The sequence below is a fragment of the Pseudomonas sp. PLMAX genome (assembly GCF_046042685.1).
GTDB classification, from domain to species: domain Bacteria; phylum Pseudomonadota; class Gammaproteobacteria; order Pseudomonadales; family Pseudomonadaceae; genus Aquipseudomonas; species Aquipseudomonas putida_AE.
This window is the reverse complement of record NZ_CP064949.1, coordinates 3,510,750-3,528,769: the sequence shown is the minus strand read 5'-3', so window position 1 is coordinate 3,528,769 and position 18,020 is coordinate 3,510,750. Positions and strand designations below refer to the sequence as shown.

The following is an 18,020-nucleotide window of genomic DNA, read 5'->3' as shown; positions in this document are numbered from 1 at the left end:
AGGCTTTTTAATGAACACCGCAAAAATAACATTTGACCAAGGAGAACGGTCGTTCTACTGTTGGCCGCATGAACGAAATCAATAGCAATGACACCCGCGACATCATCCTGGATGTCACCGAAAAGTTGATCTACAAAAGTGGCATTTCCGCCACTGGCATGGATCTCCTGGTGAAAACCGCCGGCGTCTCCAGAAAGAGTATCTACCGCTACTTCGCCAACAAGGAGGAGCTGGTCGTCGCTGCCCTGCAACGCCGGGACCAACGCTGGATGCACTGGTACAGAAGCGAAGTCGGCCAGGCACCCACCCCGGCCGAGCGCTTGCTCAACCTGTTTACCGTGCTCAAGGCCTGGTTCGCCTGCGAAGGCTTCCGCGGCTGTGCATTCATCAACACCAGCGGCGAAACCGGCGACCCGCAAGACCCGGTTCGCCTGGTCGCCAAAGACCACAAACAGAAGCTGCTCGACTACGTGTGCGAGCTGTGTACCGAATATGGCGCCGAGGATCCGCAGATGCTGGCCAGGCAGCTGCTGATCCTGATCGACGGAGCCATCACCGTCGCACTTGTCATGGGTGACTACAGTGCCGCCGATAATGCGCAATGCATGGCGCGAAAGTTATTGGACCTGTAAGTACAACATCAGGTACCGACAACTTGTTTGAACTTTAACTTACCAGGAGACATGAAATGTCTAACGCCGAAGTCCGTCCGCCATTGCCGCCATTTACCCGTGAATCGGCCATCGAAAAAGTGCGCCTGGCCGAAGATGGCTGGAACTCCCGCGATCCGGAACGTGTATCGCTGGCCTACACCCTGGACACGAAATGGCGCAACCGCGCCGAGTTCGCCAACAACCGAGAAGAAGCCAAGGGCTTCCTGACGCGCAAATGGGCGAAGGAACTGGACTATCGCCTGATCAAGGAACTCTGGGCCTTCACCGACAACCGCATCGCCGTGCGATATGCCTATGAATGGCACGACGATTCGGGCAACTGGTTCCGCTCCTACGGCAATGAAAACTGGGAGTTCAACGAGGACGGTCTGATGGCCCGGCGCTTCGCCTGCATCAACGACATGCCGATCAAGGAAAGCGAGCGCAAGTTCCACTGGCCGCTGGGCCGTCGGCCTGACGATCACCCGAGCCTGTCGGACCTCGGCCTGTAACACCGCCCCCCCTTGTAGGAGCGAGCTTGCTCGCGATGAACGTCAACGATAACGCGCGCTTTCTGGCTAAACGCGGCGTTTTCCAGTCCATCGCGAGCAAGCTCGCTCCTACAACGATTTGGGTGTTTCAGGCGCAATTTGCTGCTGCGCTGTTGGCACAGCAACAGTTCAAGCTAAAAGGGGCCAGCCAGGTCGCAGCCAGAGTTGGATAAAGGTAAGATACCGGCCCTTCCCCGCAGCCCTTTGCTGCCCCCGCCGATTAAGCCGATTCCATGCCTTTCGAACTCAGCGTTGACCTTACCACCCTGGCCATCCTGGCCTTTGTCGCTTTCATTGCCGGTTTCATCGACGCCATCGCCGGCGGTGGCGGGCTGTTGACCACCCCGGCCTTGCTCACCGCCGGCCTGCCACCGCACCTGGTGCTGGGCACCAACAAACTCAGCTCGACCTTCGGCTCGGCCACGGCCAGCTTCACCTTCTACCGCCGCAAGCTGTTCCACCCCCGGCAGTGGATGCACGCCATCGTCGGCACCCTGGTCGGCGCGCTGACCGGCGCTGTGGTCGCGCATTATCTGCCGGCGGAATGGCTGAACAAGATGCTGCCTGTGATCGTGTTTGCCTGCGGGCTTTACCTGTTGTTTGGCGGCACGCCGAAAGCGCCGCTGGACAGCGACGCGCCGATCAGGAAAAAGTGGCAATCGACCCAAGGCTTCACCCTGGGTTTCTACGATGGCGTGGCCGGCCCCGGCACCGGAGCGTTCTGGACCGTCAGCAGCCTGCTGATGTACCCGATCGATCTGGTCAAGGCCAGCGGCGTGGCGCGCAGCATGAACTTTGTCAGCAACATTGCGGCGCTGTCGGTGTTTGTGTTTTCCGGGCAAGTGGACTGGATCATTGGCCTCTGCATGGGCCTGTCGGTGATGGTCGGGGCTTTCTTCGGCGCTCGCACCGCCATCAGCGGCGGCGCGAAGTTCATTCGTCCGGTGTTCATCACCGTGGTGCTGGGCCTGACCGTACGGCTAGCCTGGCAACACTGGTTCAGCGTGGCCTAAGCGCCGCGCCACATAGACGTCGATCAGGTAACGGGCAATCGAGCGTGACGCCGGCAACGGCGGCAGCTCGTTTACGTTGAACCACTGGGCGTCTTCGATCTCGTCCTCCTGGCAGACGATCTCGCCACCGGCGTATTCGGCATGGAAGCCGAGCATCATCGAGTGCGGGAACGGCCAGCACTGGCTGCCCAGGTACTGGATGTTCTTCACCTCGATCTGCACTTCTTCACGCACCTCGCGAATCAGGCAATCCTCCGCCGATTCGCCAGGCTCGGCGAACCCCGCCAACGTGCTGTAGACCCCGGCGACAAAACGTGGCGAGCGTGCCAGTAGCACTTCATCGCCACGGGTCACCAGCACGATCATGCTTGGGGAAATCCGCGGGTAGCTGCGCAAGTCACACGGCTGGCAATACATCGCCCGCTCGCGCGGCACCTGGGTCATGGCCTGGCCGCAGTTGCCGCAAAAACGGTGCTCGCGGGCCCAGGTGCCGATCTGCGCGGCGTAGCCCAGTACCTTGAACAGCGTGTGATCGCCCTCGAGCATGAACGCCCGCAAGCCTTTCCAGCCGCAGCCCGGCACATCGCCGGGGGCGCGCAACTCCAGCAAGTAGACCGGCTCGCCATCCAGATGGCCGATGCCGTGCTCGGCGAGTATCGGCAGGTCCTGGCGCTTGAGCCATTCGCGCGGGAACAGTGCGCCGTTGTCATCGAACAAAAAGCCTTCGTGGCTGCGCGCTACCGCCCAGCCGCCGGGTTGGTCGGTGTCCAGTACTGCCGTGGTCCAGCGTGGAGTCATTTTTCACTCAATCCAGAAATTCGGGTTTCTGTTTGCTCATATGGGCGGCCATGGCCACGCGCAGATCGGTGGATTGCAGCATGGCGGCGTTCCAGGTGGCGACGTATTCCAGGCCGTCGTCGATGCGATGATCGCGCATGTAGCTGATCATCTCCTTGGTGCCAGTAATGGCAATCGGCGACTTGCTCGCAATCTCCCGGGCAATGCCCATGACGCCGTCGAGCAGGCTGGCGGTATCGCTGTAGACGCGATTGACCAGGCCCATGCCCCGTGCTTCTTCGGCGCCGAAAGTGCGACCAGTGTAAGCCAGTTCACGCAGCATGCCGTCCCCGATGATCCGCGGCAAGCGTTGCAGCGTGCCGACGTCGGCGGCCATGCCGATGTCGATTTCCTTGATCGAGAATTGTGCGTCTTCGGCGGCATAGCGCATGTCGCAAGCGGCGATCAGGTCGATGGCGCCGCCCAGGCAATAACCCTGGATGGCCGCAAGCACCGGTTTGCGGCAATGGTCGACCGCATTGAAGGAAGCCTGCAGGTTGAGGATCTTGCGCCGCAGCAAGCGCGCATTGCGCCCCACGTCCTTGCCCAACTCATTGGCTACGCCGGCCAGCATCATCAGGTCGATGCCGGAGGAGAAATGCTTGCCGGCGCCACTGATCACCACCACCCGAACTTCGTCGGTGTCGTCGATCCACTGGAAGATCTCGATGATCTCGGTCCAGAAGGCAGCGTTCATCGAGTTGATCTTTTCCGGGCGGTTGATCTGCACATGGGCAACTTTATCCACCAGTTCGACGTTGAACGCTGTGTACTGAGACATGCTAGTGATCCTTTACCGGGCAAAAAAAGAGCCCGAACTATAACAAGGCACCACGGCTGGCGGTAAGGCAGTGGTTCGGCCAAAAGCGGGACGCGGGCGAGCGCACCATAACAGTGCTTGCGCACCGCGACGCTACGCACATCCATATGACTGCTACGTGACTTTTTGAGGCCAAAACGCATAAAAACCTGCACTTCGTCGGTGCGTTCGCACCGGTATCCGGCACGTTCGTACCTAAATCAACCGATTGTCGAACAATTTTGCCATCAGCGCTTTACCGCTCTAAGTTCTGGCCTAGACTGATTTTCGCGGAGGAGACCGGTCGGTCACAAAGTGAAAAAAAAGTGGAAACTTTTGCCCCACGTGTCCGGTCGAGTGAAAGGTAGGTGCGTTGCGACTGGTGCAATCCTTGCAATGGTTAATTCACCCATACTGCCTCAACGCATTTGGGGAGCGCTTGCTCGCCGACGCGTAGCGCTTTTGCGCATGGCCACACCCATTGGCCACGAAACACCGTTTGCCAGACCTGAGAATTAGATCAACAACACGGGAGATTCATATGATTAGTGCGGCTTTGGATGTTCAGGGAGAGCTGGCTCATCAGCAGGTCGGCGAATCGAGCGCCGTGAGTGCTCCCAGCGCGCAACCGATCAGCGTTACCGGGACCAGGACGCTGACACCGGTGGCCAGCCAGAATCCCAACAAGAAGAAAGTGTTGTTCGTCACCTCCGAGATTGCCGACCTGGTGAAAACCGGTGGCCTGGGCGACGTTTCCGCCGCACTGCCGCGGGCCATGGCGCATCTGCACGATGTGCGGGTACTGATCCCTGGCTATCCGCAGGTGATGCACAGTGAAAACCCGATTCACATCATCGGTGAACTCGGCGGTCACGCGGCGCTCCCGCCGTGCAAGATCGGGCGCATGGACATGCCCGACGGCCTGGTCATTTATGTGTTGATCTGCCCTGAGCTCTACGAGCGCGAAGGTTCGCCCTATGGCGCCAACAACGGCCGCGACTGGCCGGACAACCATATCCGTTTCGCCCGCCTGGGCCTGGCGGCCGCCGATATCGCCGCCAACCTCGCACAAATCCACTGGTGCCCGGACCTGGTGCACGCCCATGACTGGCCGGCTGGCCTGGCCCCTGCCTATATGCACTGGCGCGGCCAGCGCACGCCTACCCTGTTCACCATTCATAACCTGGCGTACCAGGGCGTGACGAGCCTGGGGTCCTGCCCCGAGCTGGGCATTCCGCAGCACGCCTTGCAACAGGAAGGCATGGAGTTCTACGGCAAGATGTCGTTCCTCAAGGCCGGCATGGCCTATTCGAGCCACATCACCACGGTCAGCGCCACCTACGCCCAGGAAATCACCACCCCGGACTTCGGCTGCGGTCTGGACGGTTTTCTCGCCGCCAAGACCCAGCAAGGCCTGCTCAGCGGCATTCCCAACGGCATCGATGAAAGTTGGGATGCGGCCACCGACCCGCACTTGTTCTGCCCCTTCAAAATCGGTGATTGGGACGGCAAGGCGGTCAACGCCGCCCATGTCCGCCAGTTGTTCGGTCTTCAGGACAGCGAAGGCCCGCTGTTCGCCGTGGTCTCGCGCCTGGTTTACCAGAAAGGCCTCGACCTGACCGAAGCGGTCTCCGAATACATCGTCAAATCCGGTGGCCAGATCGCAATCATCGGCCGTGGCGAGCCGGAAGAAGAGCAGGCCATGCGCGAACTGGCCCTGCGTTTCCCCGGGCAGATCGGCGTGCGCATCGGCTTCAATGAAACCGATGCCCGGCGGATGTTTGCCGGCAGCGATTTCCTGTTGATGCCGTCGCGCTATGAACCGTGCGGCCTGAGCCAGATGTACGCCCAGCGCTTCGGCTCGTTGCCGGTGGCGCGCAATACCGGCGGCCTGGCGGACACCATTGAAGACGGCGTGACCGGCTTCCTGTTCGATGAATCGACGGTGGAGAGCTATCAGGAAGCCCTGAGCCGCGCGTTCAAGGTCTTCGAATTCCCCGGCCTGCTGAACGCCATGCGCTGCCGCGCCATGGCCGCACCGTTCAACTGGTGCAAGGCGGTCGAACCTTACGCTGAACTCTACGAACAGCTTGTAGCCAAAGCTTTGGGGAAATCGCACAAACAGTAAGAGGCTTTAGAGATGCCGTTACGGACCCTTGAGACCTGGCCCCACGGCGCAATCAAACTGGACCCGCAAAACACGCGATTCGCGTTGTGGGCTCCCGATGCGTTCTACGTCAGTGTCGAGCTGGAAAATGGACAGTCCTTGCCGTTGTTGCCCCAGGCCGACGGCTGGTTCGTGATCAACACCCGTTGCCCGGCCGGTACGCGCTACCGCTACAACATCGATGGCGAGCTGGAGGTGCCGGACCCGGCCTCCCGCGCCCAGGCCGGGGACATTGACCAGTACAGCGTGGTGGTCGACCCGCTCGCCTACCAATGGCGGCACACCACCTGGCTGGGACGCCCCTGGAACGAAGCGGTGATCTACGAGCTGCACGTCGGTGCGCTCGGCGGCTTCGCGGGTGTCGAGCAACAGCTGGCGCACCTGGTCACGCTTGGGATCACCGCGATCGAGTTGATGCCGATCGCGCAGTTTCCCGGCGAGCGTAATTGGGGCTACGACGGGGTGCTGCTGTATGCGCCCCAGGCCTCCTATGGTTCTCCCGAGCAGCTCAAGCACCTGATCGACACCGCCCATGGCCTCGGTCTGGCGGTGATTCTCGACGTGGTCTACAACCACTTCGGGCCCGATGGCAATTACCTGCATCGCTACGCCAAGGGCTTCTTCCGTGAAGACCGGCACACGCCTTGGGGAGCAGCCATCGATTTCCGTCGGCGCGAGGTGCGCGACTTCTTCATCGACAACGCCTTGATGTGGCTGCTGGAGTACCGTTTCGACGGCTTGCGCCTGGACGCGGTGCACGCCATCGAAGACCCGGACTTTCTCCAGGAACTGGCCCAGCGGGTGCGCGAGCAGAGCGATCCGTCGCGCCATGTGTGGCTGATGGTGGAAAACGAACATAACCAGGCCAGCCTGCTCGAACAGGGCTACGACGCTCAGTGGAACGATGACGGCCACAACGCCCTGCATGTGCTGCTGACCGGCGAGACCGATGCCTATTACGCCGACTATGCCGAAAACCCCACCGAACAACTGGCCCGCTGCCTGAGCCAGGGCTTTGTGTTCCAGGGCCACGTCAACCGCCACGGCGAGTCACGCGGCGAGCCCAGCGGGCATTTGCCACCCACTGCGTTCGTGCTGTTTTTGCAGAACCACGACCAGATCGGCAACCGCGCCTTTGGCGAGCGCCTGCATCAACTGGCCCACCCCGAAGCGTTGAAAGCGGCGACGGTGCTGTTGCTGCTGTCGCCGATGATCCCGCTGATGTTCATGGGCGATGAGTTTGCCGCCGAACAACCCTTCCTGTTTTTCACCAGCCACCATGGCGAACTGGCACGGCTGGTGCGCGAAGGACGGCGCAATGAGTTTGCCGCGTTCAGCGCCTTTGCCGACCCGCATAAACGCGAACAGATTCCCGATCCCAACGCACCACAGACTTTCGAAGCATCGCGCCCTGCCCTTGCCTACACCACGCCATCGGCGGTCCATGACTTCTATCGGCAACTGTTGCAGATCCGGCATCGGCATATCATTGCGTTTTTGCCCGGTACCCACGCGCTGGATGCCGAGGTGCTCGGCACCGCAGCGGTGAGCGCGTCCTGGCGCCTGGGCGATGGCAGCCACTTGCGCATCGACCTCAACCTCAGCGCCAAGCCAATTCGCCACACGCCACCGGTCAATGCTTCTTTACTGTTCGAACAGCCGCCTGGGTCCGGTCAACAGCTGGATCAAGGCACCTTGCCCCCGTATTGCGCGCTTGTCAGCCTCACGGCCGCGGCCCCTTTGCTACCCCTTGATGGAGAGCGCCAATGAGTGATGCGCAACTGGAAATACTGGCTACCCGGGCCGGCCTGGCGGTCGACTGGATCGACGCCAATGGCCGCCCGCAAAAAGTCGCCCCCGCAGTGCTGCGCAACGTCCTCACCGGTCTCGGCCACCCGGCCGGCAGCGCCCAGGAAATCGACGCCAGCCTGGTCGAATTGCAACAGGTCCAGGAAACCCGGCACCTGCCGCCGCTGATCACCGCCGATGTCGGGGTCGGACTCAACCTGGCGCACTTTTTCGAGCCGCTGACACCCTGCGAGGTCCATCTCGAAGATGGCTCGCACCTGAGTCTGAAACTGGATGCCGAGGCCGTCCTGCCCGGGCTGATTCCGGTCGGTTACCAGCACGTCGACATCGATGGTCAGAGCTTTACCCTGGCCGTGGCCCCCGCCCGCTGCTACAGCGTGGGCGATGCCGTGGACAGCCCGATCCCGCGTACCTGGGGCCTGAGCGTGCAACTGTACGCCTTGCGCCGTGCCGGCGATGGCGGTTTTGGCGACACCCAGGCGCTGGAAGACCTGGCCCGAGTGGCCGGTGAACGCGGCGCCGAAGCCCTGGCGATCAGTCCACTGCATGCCATGTTCGCCAACGACACCCACCGCTATAGCCCCTATTCGCCTTCCAGCCGTCTGTTTCTCAACAGCCTGTATTGCGCGCCGGGAGCGATTCTTGGTGAGCGCGCGATGCGCACCGCAATCGATGCCACGGGCCTGGCCGCCGAGCTCAAGCACCTGGAAGAGCTACCATTGATCGACTGGCCGACCGCCGCCGAAGCCAAGCATCGGCTGTTACAGGCGCTGTACGAAGGCTTCGTGCAGGGCGAACATCCGCTGCACGCCGACTTCAGCAGCTTTCGTCATGCCGGGGGTGAAGCGCTGGAAAATCATTGCCGCTTCGAAGCCATTCAAGAGGCACGCCTGGCCCAAGGGCAAAGCCTCGATTGGCGTGAATGGCCGGAGCAGTGGCGCAACCCGCGCAGCGCCGCCCTGGCCGAATTCGCCGAAGAGAATGCCGGACGCATCGGCTTCTTCGCCTTCTGCCAGTGGCTGATCACCCGGTGCCTGGAGCGCGCGCAAGCCGCCGCCCGCAGCAGCGGCATGGGCATTGGCCTGATTGCCGACCTGGCCGTGGGTGCCGATGGCGGTGGCAGCCAGGCCTGGAGTCGCCAGGACGAACTGCTCGCCTCCCTCACCGTTGGCGCGCCACCGGACATTCTCAACCGCACGGGCCAGGGTTGGGGCATTTCCGCCTTCTCCCCCGAAGGCCTGGTGCGCAATGGCTTTCGCGCTTTCATCGAAATGCTGCGGGCCAACTTCGCCCACGCCGGGGGCCTGCGGATCGACCATGTCATGGGCCTGCAGCGCTTGTGGGTGATCCCCAATGGCGCGTCGCCAGCCGATGGCGCCTACCTGTATTACCCGCTGGACGACTTACTACGGCTGTTGACCCTCGAGTCCCATCGCCACCAGGCCATTGTGCTCGGTGAAGACCTGGGCACGGTGCCCGATGGCCTGCGGGAAAAACTCAGCGCCCGCGCCATGCTCGGGATGCGCGTGTTGCTGTTCGAACAGGACAACACCCACTTCAAACCGATCCTCGACTGGCCGGACAACGCCCTGGCCACCACCAGCACCCACGACCTGCCCACACTCAATGGCTGGTGGCATGGCCGCGATATCGACTGGAACGCCCGCCTCGGCCTGGTCGATGCCAGTGCCGAAATCGAGTGGCGCCAACACCGCGAGCGCGAGCGCGAAGGCCTGCGCCGGACCTTGAGCCAGGACCCGCAGAACTTTCGCGAAGAGTCCCATGAAACCGATCAGGTGCTCGACGCCAGTGTGCGTTTCCTCGGCCACACCCGCGCGCCGCTGGTGCTGCTGCCGCTGGAGGATGCGCTGGGCATCGAACAGCAGGCCAACCTGCCCGGCACCATCGATACGCACCCCAACTGGTCGCGACGGCTGCCCGGGTACAGCGAAGCGCTGCTCGACGACCCGGACGCCGCCCGGCGCCTGGAACTGCTCGCCTGCGCGCGACTTCAGGCGGCCGAGCGTGACCAATGAATCAAATCAACATCGAACCACTACGGGCCACCCTGCGACTGCAATTTCATAAAGGCTTCACCCTCGACGATGCCGTGCCGCTGGTGCCCTATTTTGCCCGCCTCGGCATCAGCCATGTCTACGCCTCGCCGCTGCTGAGCGCCCGCGCCGGTTCGATGCACGGTTATGACGTGGTGGACCCGACCAGCGTCAACCCGGAGCTCGGCGGTGAACCGGCATTGCGTCGCCTGGTCAGTGCCCTGCGCGCGCAGAACATGGGGTTGATCCTCGATATCGTCTCCAACCACATGGCGGTCGGCGGTAATGACAATCCCTGGTGGCTGGACTTGCTCGAGTGGGGACGCCTGAGCCCGTACGGCGAGTTCTTCGATATCCAGTGGCACTCGCCCGACCCCTTGATGGAAGGTCAGTTGCTGTTGCCGTTCCTCGGCAGCGACTACGGCATCGCCTTGCAGGACGGTACCCTCGCGCTGCGTTTCGATGTGAAGCGCGGCACGTTTTACGTCGAGCATTACGATCATCACTTTCCGATCTGCCCCAGCCAATACGGCGAACTGCTCAAGGCCGATGCCGAGCCGCTGAAATTACTGGCGGACCGTTTCAGCACCTTGAGTTACCAGACCGACGCCTACAGCCTGGCGATTCCGTTAAAAGAGGAGCTACGGGAACTGGCCTGCGATCCGGCGATGCTGCAAACCATTGAACACAATCTGCAAGCCTACGACTCAAAGACCAGCGAGGGCTTCCAGCGCTTGCACGACTTGCTGGAACGCCAGAGCTACCGCCTCGCCAGTTGGCGCACCGCCGCGGACGACATCAACTGGCGGCGTTTTTTCGATATCAACGAGCTGGGTGGCTTGCGCGTAGAGCGCCCGGCGGTGTTCGAAGCGACCCACGCGAAGATTTTCCAGTTGGTGGCGCAAGGGCTGGTCGACGGGTTGCGCATCGACCACATCGACGGCCTCGCCGACCCACGGGGCTACTGCCGCAAACTGCGGCGCCGGGTCGACAGCCTGGCACCGGGCCGGCACCTGCCGATCTACGTGGAAAAAATCCTTGGCGAAGGCGAAAGCCTGCACCGCGACTGGTCGGTGGATGGCACCACCGGCTACGAATTCATGAACCAGTTGTCGCTGTTGCAACACGACCCCGAGGGTGAAAAAAACCTTGGCGAACTCTGGCAGCGCTACAGCGAGCGCCCGGCTGACTTCCGCCAGGAAGCACAACTGGCGCGCCAGCAGATTCTCAATGGTTCGCTCGCCGGGGATTTCGAAAGTGTCGCCCAGGCCCTGTTGCAAGTGGCCCGGGATGACCTGATGACCCGCGACTTGACGCTTGGGGCGATCCGTCGGGCGTTGCAGGAACTGATCGTGCATTTCTCGGTGTATCGCACCTACATCGGTGCCCTGGGGCGTTCGACCCAGGACGAGGTGTTTTTCCAGCAGGCCATGGAAGGCGCCCGCCAGACCCTGAGCGAAGCCGACTGGCCAGTGCTTGAGTGCCTGGCAGGTTGGCTGGGCGGCGAGGCCTGGCGTGAACGCCCGGCCGGTCGCCTGCGTAAACGGCTCAAGCATGCTTGCGTGCGATTCCAACAGTTGACGTCACCTGCCGCGGCGAAGGCCGTGGAAGATACCGCGTTCTATCGCTCGGCGGTGCTGCTGTCGCGCAATGACGTTGGCTTCAGCACCGAGCAGTTCAGCGCCCCGGTGGCCGATTTTCATGGGGCATGCGCCCAACGCCTGGCCAATTTTCCGGACAACCTGCTCGCCACCGCGACCCACGATCACAAGCGTGGCGAGGATACCCGGGCGCGCCTGGCAATCTTGAGTGAACGCAGTAAATGGTACGTCGAACAGGTCGGCCTGTGGCGCGCCCTCGCCCGCCCGTTGCGCGACGATGACCAGATGCCGTCTGCCGGTGATGAGCTGATTCTCTATCAGGCACTGCTCGGCAGTTGGCCGCTGGAGTTGCACCTCGACGACCAACCGGCCCTGGAGGACTACGCCAAACGCATCAGCCAATGGCAACGCAAGGCCCTGCGCGAAGCCAAGCTGCAGAGCAGCTGGAGCGCTCCGAACGAGGTTTACGAACAGGCCACCGAGAGCTTCACCCAGCGCCTGCTGTTGAGTCCGGAAGGTGATCTGCTGCGCAGCGCCCTCGGCAAGGCCGCCCACACCATCGCCTTGCCCGGCGCCCTCAACGGATTGGCGCAAACCTTGCTGCGCATGACCGTGCCGGGCGTGCCGGACCTCTATCAGGGCGCTGACTTCTGGGACTTCACCCTGGTCGATCCGGACAACCGCCGGCCGGTGGATTACGCCAGCCGCCAACAGGCCTTGCAGCAATCGCTGGATCTGCCTGATCTGTTGACGCATTGGCGCGACGGGCGCATCAAGCAAGCGTTGATTGCGCAGACTTTGAACCTGCGGGCCGAGCACGCCGATTTGTTTCGACACGGGAGCTACCAGGCCCTCGAAGTCATCGGCAGTCAGGCCAAACGTGTGCTGGGATTTGTTCGCGAATGGGAGGGCAAGCGCGCCATCGTCATCGTGCCGATCCGTTGCTCGGCTCTGCTGGAAAACAGTGCCGTGCCTCAGGTGGACGCGCTGCAGTGGGGCGACACCCGGGTCAGTTTGCCCTTCACAACCGCCGAGGAAAATCTGAAGGGACTTTTTACAAGCGTCGCAGTCACAAAAAACAGGGAGCTGATGATCAGCGCCGCGCTGGGGGATTTTCCGGTCAATCTCTTTATCCAAACTACCCACACTTGAGTTCAGTTCAGGAGCAATGCGATGAGTACCGACGATAAGCGTATCCGCGAGTTTGCCTATCAGATCTGGGAGTCTGAAGGCAAACCCGAGGGCCAGGAAGCACGGCACTGGGAGATGGCGCGCAAACTCGCCGAAGCCGAAAAACTGGCGCCGAAAAAGCCGGCAAAAGCCCCGGCGAGCAAGCCCGCCGTGAGCAAAGAAGGCGATGCCAAGCTCAATGGCAAGGCTGCAGCACCAAAACCCAAGGCCAAGGCCAAGCCGGCTGCTGCCTCTGCGGTGATACCACCTGGGGAAAAGGCCGCCGAGAAAAAGCCCCGTGCGGCGCGAAAACCGCCAGCGGTCTAAGCTTCTGCCGTTGCATTGAATCATTGCGTGGCGAGCCCGCTCGCCACCGAGGGGTGTGCTCGCCCGCGAAATAAATACTGAGCCCCGTTACTGTCCGCTGTTGCTGGAGCAAATATGTCCCGTCCGAAGAAAGAAACGCCGCCTCCCCGTGCCGAACCCTCGCGCATCCGTGAAGGCCTGCCCTTTCCACTCGGTGCGACCTGGGATGGCCTGGGGGTCAATTTCGCGTTGTTCTCGGCCAACGCCACCCGGGTCGAACTGTGCATTTTCGATGATGCCGGCGAAGTCGAACTCGAACGCATCGAGCTGCCGGAATACACCGACGAGATCTACCACGGCTACTTGCCCGACGCTCATCCGGGGCTGATCTACGGTTACCGCGTGTACGGCCCGTACGACCCGGCCAACGGCCATCGCTTCAACCCCAACAAGTTGTTGATCGACCCCTACGCCAAACAACTGATCGGCCGCCTGAAATGGTCCGAGGCCTTGTTCGGCTACACCATTGGCCACCCGGACCGCGACCTCAGTTTCGACGAACGCGACAGCGCGCCCTTCGTGCCCAAATGCAAGGTGATCGATCCGGCGCACACCTGGGGCCACGATCACCGGGTCAGCGTGCCCTGGGACAAGACGATCATTTATGAAACCCACGTGCGCGGCTACAGCATGCGTCACCCCGCCGTCCCCGAAAACGTGCGCGGGACCTTTGCCGGACTGATGGTCGACGAAGTGCTGGAGCATATCCGCAAGCTGGGTGTGTCGAGTGTCGAACTGCTGCCGATCCACGCTTTCGTCAACGACCAGCACCTGCTGCACAAAGGCATGACCAATTACTGGGGCTACAACAGCATTGCCTTCTTCGCCCCCGACCCGCGCTACCTGGCCAGCGGCAAGATCGCCGAGTTCAAGGAGATGGTCGCGCACCTGCACGAAGCCAATCTGGAAGTGATCCTCGACGTGGTCTACAACCACACTGCCGAGGGCAACGAACAGGGTCCGACCCTGTCCATGCGCGGCATCGACAACGCCTCCTACTACCGCTTGAAGCCTGACGACAAGCGCTTCTACATCAACGACTCCGGCACCGGCAACACCCTGGACCTGAGCCACCCGTGCGTGTTGCAGATGGTCACCGACTCCCTGCGCTACTGGGCCTCGGAGATGCATGTGGATGGCTTTCGCTTCGACCTGGCGACCATCCTCGGGCGTTATCACGACGGCTTCGACGAGCGCCACAGTTTCCTCGTGGCCTGCCGCCAGGACCCGGTCCTGCGTCAGGTCAAGCTGATCTCCGAGCCCTGGGATTGCGGGCCCGGCGGGTATCAGGTCGGACGCTTCCCGCCGGGCTGGGTGGAATGGAACGACAAGTTTCGCGACACCGTGCGCGCCTTCTGGAAAGGCGACGATGGCCAACTGGCGGACTTCGCCAGCCGCATGACCGCTTCCGGCGAGATGTTCAACCAGCGCGGCCGGCGGCCCTATTCATCGCTGAATTTCATCACCGCCCACGACGGTTTCACCCTCAATGACCTGGTGTCGTACAACGACAAGCACAACGAGGCCAACGACGAGGACAACCAGGACGGCAGCAACAACAACCTGTCCTGGAACCATGGCGTCGAAGGCCCCACCGACGACCCGGAAATCAACGCCCTGCGCCAGCGCCAGATGCGCAATTTCTTTGCCACCTTGCTGCTGGCCCAGGGTACGCCGATGCTGGTGGCCGGCGATGAATTCGCCCGCACCCAGGAAGGTAACAACAACGCCTATTGCCAGGACAGCGAAATCGGCTGGGTCAACTGGGACCTGAGCGAAGACGGCAAGGCCCTGCTCAAGTTCGTCAAGCGCCTGATCAAATTGCGCCTGACCTATCCGATCCTGCGCCGCGGGCGCTTCCTGGTGGGCAATTACAACGAGGACATCGGCGTCAAGGATGTCACCTGGCTCGCGCCGGATGGCAGCGAAATGACCACCGAGCACTGGCACGATGCGCATAATCGCTGCCTGGGCATGTTGCTCGACGGCCGCGCCCAGGAAACCGGGATTCGCCGCAAAGGGGCGGACGCCACGCTGTTGCTGGTGGTCAACGCCCATCACGACATCGTCAACTTCCTCCTGCCGGAGGTGCCCGATGGCAGTTTCTGGACCTGCCTGATCGACACCAACCAACCGTCCATACGCGGCCAGGAACGCTTCGACTTCGGTCGCGAGTACTCGGTCACCGGGCGTTCGTTGCTGTTGTTCGAACTGCAACGGGAGGAAGAGGAGTAAAAACAGCCGGCGCGCCGGAAAAATTGTTTCTTGCGAGCACATCCGGCGCGACGAATACCGCTACATGAGCAATACTCGATGCGCGGCTGTCCAGGGTCCGGAGCGCCGCGCTTCGCTATCAACCCGCCCTCACGGCTGCTGCCGCACTTGCGTCGCGCACGCCTGAAGGCGAATGTAACAAGGACGTAACGCCATGAAATCCGTGTCCATCAGTGACAGCTGTGCCGAGCAAATCTGGAACAGCGCCCCGCAACTGGCCAATATCCCGGTCATCGGTACCCAATCCCTTCTCCCTCCCGGCGCCCGCGCAGTGGTGATCGCCCCCCACCCCGGCGACGAAGTGCTGACCTGCGGCGGTCTGCTGCAGTTGCTCGCCGCCACGGGACACCCCTTGCAATTGATCTCGGTGACCGACGGCAGCGCCAGTCATCAAGGCTCCCAGCAATGGTCGGAAAAGCGCCTGAGCGTGTTCCGCTCCCAGGAAAGCGTCGAGGCCCTGCGCCGACTCGGGTTGCCGATGCACAGCCTGAAATGGATCCGCGGCGGCTTCACCGACAACACCCTGGCCGAGCATGAACAGGCGCTCACGCAATTCATCGCCCGTTATCTGCGCCCGGGCGACGTTGTGTTCAGCACCTGGTGCGAGGACGGCAACAGCGACCATGACGCCGTCGGCCGCGCCAGCGCCAATGCGGCCACCATCGCGGGCGCCGTCTTCACTGAAATACCTGTCTGGGCATGGCACTGGCCAAACCGCGATAGCGCCTTGATCCCCTGGCATCGGGCACGCAAAGTGCGCCTGGACACCTGGACGGTGGCGCGCAAGAGCCACGCTACCCATGCGTATGCCAGTCAGCTCGACGGAGAGCCGGCCATCGGGGTTGCGCCGCGGTTGCCGAGGGTGTTGCTGGAGCGGATGCGGTTGCCTTATGAGATTGTGTTTGTCTGAATAGACCGAGTCGTCCTGATAGCCAAGCAATCTCCTGCAGATGTACGCCGATCAAAGTGTAGGAGCTGGCTTGCCAGCGAAGGCGGCCTGCCAGCCGAGTAATCCCCTGCAGATGTACGCCGATCAAACTGTAGGAGCTGGCTTGCCAGCGAAGGCCGCCTGACAGCCAAGCAATCTCCTGCAGATGTACGCCGATCAAACTGTAGGAGCTGGCTTGCCAGCGAAGGCGGCCTGACAGCCAAGCAATCTCCTGCAGATATACGCCGATCAAACTGTAGGAGCTGGCTTGCCAGCGAAGGCGGCCTGACAGCCAAGCAATCTCCTGCAGATGTACGCCGATCAAACTGTAGGAGCTGGCTTGCCAGCGAAGGCGGCCTGACAGCCAAGCAATCTCCTGCAGATATACGCCGATCAAACTGTAGAAGCTGGCTTGCCAGCGAAGGCGGCCTGACAGCCAAGCAATCTCCTGCAGATATACGCCGATCAAACTGTAGGAGCTGGCTTGCCAGCGAAGGCGGCCTGACAGCCAAGCAATCTCCTGCAGATATACGCCGATCAAACTGTAGGAGCTGGCTTGCCAGCGAAGGCGGCCTGACAGCCGACCTCTTATGTGTTGACCGAAAAAAATCTGGACAACACCGTCACTCAGACAGTGTGCGTCATCGTTGACGACCATCGCTGGCAAGCCAGCTCCTACAGTTTGATCGGGTACATCCGCGGTGGCGTTACGCAGAAATGGATATGTACGCAAAAGAGCTGAACTGCACGCTACCAGATCAGTGTGCGTCATCGTTGACGACCATCGCTGGCAAGCCAGCTCCTACAGTTTGATCGGGTACATCCGCGGTGGCATTACGCAGAAATGGATATGTACGCAAAAGAGCTGAACTGCACGCTGCCAGATCAGTCGCATACATAAGCATCCCGGATTCAGAGGAGTGAAAGTGAGCAGCGACTCTAATCGCCAGACCCTTGGCTCAATACCGTTGGACACCCCCCCGGTCATCCATCGACTGCGCGTGCTGACGGTCAACACCCACAAGGGATTTACCGCACTCAACCGGCGCTTCATCCTCCCGGAGTTGCGCGATGCGGTACGCAGCACCTCAGCCGACCTGGTGTTCCTGCAGGAAGTCGTCGGTGAACATGAGCGCCATTCTTCGCGGTACAACAACTGGCCGCAAATGTCGCAGTACGAGTTCCTGGCCGACAGCATGTGGAGCGACTTCGCCTACGGGCGCAATGCGGTCTACCCCGACGGTCACCATGGCAATGCGCTGCTGTCCAAATACCCGATCCGTGAATACCGCAACCTCGACGTTTCCATCACCGGCCCCGAGCGCCGTGGCCTGTTGCATTGCGTGCTGGACGTGCCGGGTCACGCCGAGGTCCATGCGATCTGCGTGCACCTGAGCCTGCTGGAAAGTCATCGACAGTTGCAGTTGCAGTTGCTCTGCCAATTGCTCGAATCCTTGCCCGATGAGGCGCCCGTGATCATCGCCGGCGACTTCAACGATTGGCAGTTGCAGGGCAACGCCGCCCTCTCCCGTCGCGACTACTTGCACGAATCCTTCGAACGCCACCATGGCCGTCCTGCAAAGACCTACCCGGCGCGTTTCCCGTTGCTGCGCCTGGACCGGATCTACCTGCGCAACGCCAGCAGCCATGAGCCGAAGATCCTCAGCCACAAGCCCTGGACGCACCTGTCAGATCACCTGCCATTGGCGGTCGAAGTGCATCTGTGATGCGTCTGAACTGATCTCTACCTGTCATTTGTGACAGTAGATGCCCCAAAAAACACCTGCTACGGTGCTCC

At 61.7% G+C, this 18,020-nt stretch carries 14 protein-coding genes; 12 read left to right on the top strand and 2 right to left on the bottom strand.

Annotated features, from left to right (window positions below; genetic code table 11):
* The first annotated feature begins 68 nt into the window (after positions 1 to 68).
* The 4 genes from DKB71_RS16265 to DKB71_RS16250 are packed head-to-tail and all read left to right on the top strand — an operon-like array spanning position 69 to position 2,217.
* Positions 69 to 632 (top strand): TetR/AcrR family transcriptional regulator, encoded by a 564-nt coding sequence (locus tag DKB71_RS16265; protein WP_408601045.1) that lies wholly within the window; start codon positions 69 to 71, stop codon positions 630 to 632.
* Positions 633 to 688: 56 nt separating this feature from the next.
* Positions 689 to 1,165 (top strand): nuclear transport factor 2 family protein, encoded by a 477-nt coding sequence (locus DKB71_RS16260; protein ID WP_274077305.1) that lies wholly within the window; start codon positions 689 to 691, stop codon positions 1,163 to 1,165.
* Between the two features lie 35 nt (positions 1,166 to 1,200).
* On the top strand, positions 1,201 to 1,377 hold the full coding sequence (locus tag DKB71_RS16255) for a hypothetical protein (RefSeq protein ID WP_408601044.1): 177 nt from the start codon (positions 1,201 to 1,203) through the stop codon (positions 1,375 to 1,377).
* 60 nt (positions 1,378 to 1,437) lie between these two features.
* Positions 1,438 to 2,217 (top strand): TSUP family transporter, encoded by a 780-nt coding sequence (locus DKB71_RS16250; protein ID WP_274077307.1) that lies wholly within the window; start codon positions 1,438 to 1,440, stop codon positions 2,215 to 2,217.
* On the opposite strand, the gene nudC is transcribed toward DKB71_RS16250, so the two are convergent.
* Positions 2,185 to 3,015 carry an NAD(+) diphosphatase gene (nudC, locus tag DKB71_RS16245; RefSeq protein ID WP_408601043.1) on the bottom strand — a complete coding sequence of 277 codons (831 nt, stop codon included), beginning with the start codon at positions 3,013 to 3,015 and terminating at the stop codon, positions 2,185 to 2,187. The two genes, DKB71_RS16250 and nudC, sit on opposite strands and share 33 nt — an antisense overlap.
* Before the next feature lie 7 nt (positions 3,016 to 3,022).
* A complete protein-coding gene (locus DKB71_RS16240; RefSeq protein WP_408601042.1) occupies positions 3,023 to 3,835 on the bottom strand; it encodes a crotonase/enoyl-CoA hydratase family protein in 813 nt (270 codons plus the stop codon).
* A 559-nt stretch (positions 3,836 to 4,394) separates the two neighbouring features.
* Here DKB71_RS16240 and glgA point away from each other — a divergent pair.
* The 8 genes from glgA to DKB71_RS16200 all read left to right on the top strand — a co-directional run bounded on the left by glgA (position 4,395) and on the right by DKB71_RS16200 (position 17,949).
* The gene (gene glgA, locus DKB71_RS16235; RefSeq protein ID WP_274077310.1) at positions 4,395 to 5,981 is read left to right on the top strand and encodes a glycogen synthase GlgA; all 1,587 of its coding nucleotides are present in this window, start codon (positions 4,395 to 4,397) and stop codon (positions 5,979 to 5,981) included.
* A 12-nt stretch (positions 5,982 to 5,993) separates the two neighbouring features.
* Positions 5,994 to 7,790 carry a malto-oligosyltrehalose trehalohydrolase gene (treZ, locus tag DKB71_RS16230; protein WP_408601041.1) on the top strand — a complete coding sequence of 599 codons (1,797 nt, stop codon included), beginning with the start codon at positions 5,994 to 5,996 and terminating at the stop codon, positions 7,788 to 7,790.
* Complete coding sequence (gene malQ, locus DKB71_RS16225) at positions 7,787 to 9,865, top strand: 4-alpha-glucanotransferase (protein WP_323607150.1); 2,079 nt, start codon at positions 7,787 to 7,789, stop codon at positions 9,863 to 9,865. Before treZ ends, malQ begins: the two co-directional genes overlap by 4 nt.
* The gene (locus DKB71_RS16220; protein ID WP_408601040.1) at positions 9,862 to 12,636 is read left to right on the top strand and encodes a malto-oligosyltrehalose synthase; all 2,775 of its coding nucleotides are present in this window, start codon (positions 9,862 to 9,864) and stop codon (positions 12,634 to 12,636) included. The genes malQ and DKB71_RS16220 overlap by 4 nt, the downstream gene beginning before the upstream one ends.
* A gap of 21 nt (positions 12,637 to 12,657) precedes the next feature.
* Positions 12,658 to 12,981: a DUF2934 domain-containing protein gene (locus DKB71_RS16215; protein WP_274077314.1), complete on the top strand. Its 324-nt coding sequence runs from the start codon at positions 12,658 to 12,660 to the stop codon at positions 12,979 to 12,981.
* A gap of 114 nt (positions 12,982 to 13,095) precedes the next feature.
* On the top strand, positions 13,096 to 15,255 hold the full coding sequence (gene glgX / locus DKB71_RS16210; RefSeq protein ID WP_323628239.1) for a glycogen debranching protein GlgX: 2,160 nt from the start codon (positions 13,096 to 13,098) through the stop codon (positions 15,253 to 15,255).
* Between the two features lie 193 nt (positions 15,256 to 15,448).
* The gene (locus DKB71_RS16205) at positions 15,449 to 16,204 is read left to right on the top strand and encodes a PIG-L deacetylase family protein (protein ID WP_408601039.1); all 756 of its coding nucleotides are present in this window, start codon (positions 15,449 to 15,451) and stop codon (positions 16,202 to 16,204) included.
* A gap of 944 nt (positions 16,205 to 17,148) precedes the next feature.
* Complete coding sequence (locus DKB71_RS16200; protein WP_408601037.1) at positions 17,149 to 17,949, top strand: endonuclease/exonuclease/phosphatase family protein; 801 nt, start codon at positions 17,149 to 17,151, stop codon at positions 17,947 to 17,949.
* Positions 17,950 to 18,020 lie beyond the last annotated feature (71 nt).

Excerpts from the sequence above, each read along its gene's own strand:
- DKB71_RS16265 (WP_408601045.1), top strand. The coding sequence starts at position 69 with ATGAACGAAATCAATAGCAATGACACCCGCGACATCATCCTGGATGTC.
- DKB71_RS16260 (WP_274077305.1), top strand. The coding sequence starts at position 689 with ATGTCTAACGCCGAAGTCCGTCCGCCATTGCCGCCATTTACCCGTGAA.
- DKB71_RS16255 (WP_408601044.1), top strand. The coding sequence starts at position 1,201 with ATGAACGTCAACGATAACGCGCGCTTTCTGGCTAAACGCGGCGTTTTC.
- DKB71_RS16250 (WP_274077307.1), top strand. The coding sequence starts at position 1,438 with ATGCCTTTCGAACTCAGCGTTGACCTTACCACCCTGGCCATCCTGGCC.
- nudC (WP_408601043.1), bottom strand. The coding sequence starts at position 3,015 with ATGACTCCACGCTGGACCACGGCAGTACTGGACACCGACCAACCCGGC.
- DKB71_RS16240 (WP_408601042.1), bottom strand. The coding sequence starts at position 3,835 with ATGTCTCAGTACACAGCGTTCAACGTCGAACTGGTGGATAAAGTTGCC.
- glgA (WP_274077310.1), top strand. The coding sequence starts at position 4,395 with ATGATTAGTGCGGCTTTGGATGTTCAGGGAGAGCTGGCTCATCAGCAG.
- treZ (WP_408601041.1), top strand. The coding sequence starts at position 5,994 with ATGCCGTTACGGACCCTTGAGACCTGGCCCCACGGCGCAATCAAACTG.
- malQ (WP_323607150.1), top strand. The coding sequence starts at position 7,787 with ATGAGTGATGCGCAACTGGAAATACTGGCTACCCGGGCCGGCCTGGCG.
- DKB71_RS16220 (WP_408601040.1), top strand. The coding sequence starts at position 9,862 with ATGAATCAAATCAACATCGAACCACTACGGGCCACCCTGCGACTGCAA.
- DKB71_RS16215 (WP_274077314.1), top strand. The coding sequence starts at position 12,658 with ATGAGTACCGACGATAAGCGTATCCGCGAGTTTGCCTATCAGATCTGG.
- glgX (WP_323628239.1), top strand. The coding sequence starts at position 13,096 with ATGTCCCGTCCGAAGAAAGAAACGCCGCCTCCCCGTGCCGAACCCTCG.
- DKB71_RS16205 (WP_408601039.1), top strand. The coding sequence starts at position 15,449 with ATGAAATCCGTGTCCATCAGTGACAGCTGTGCCGAGCAAATCTGGAAC.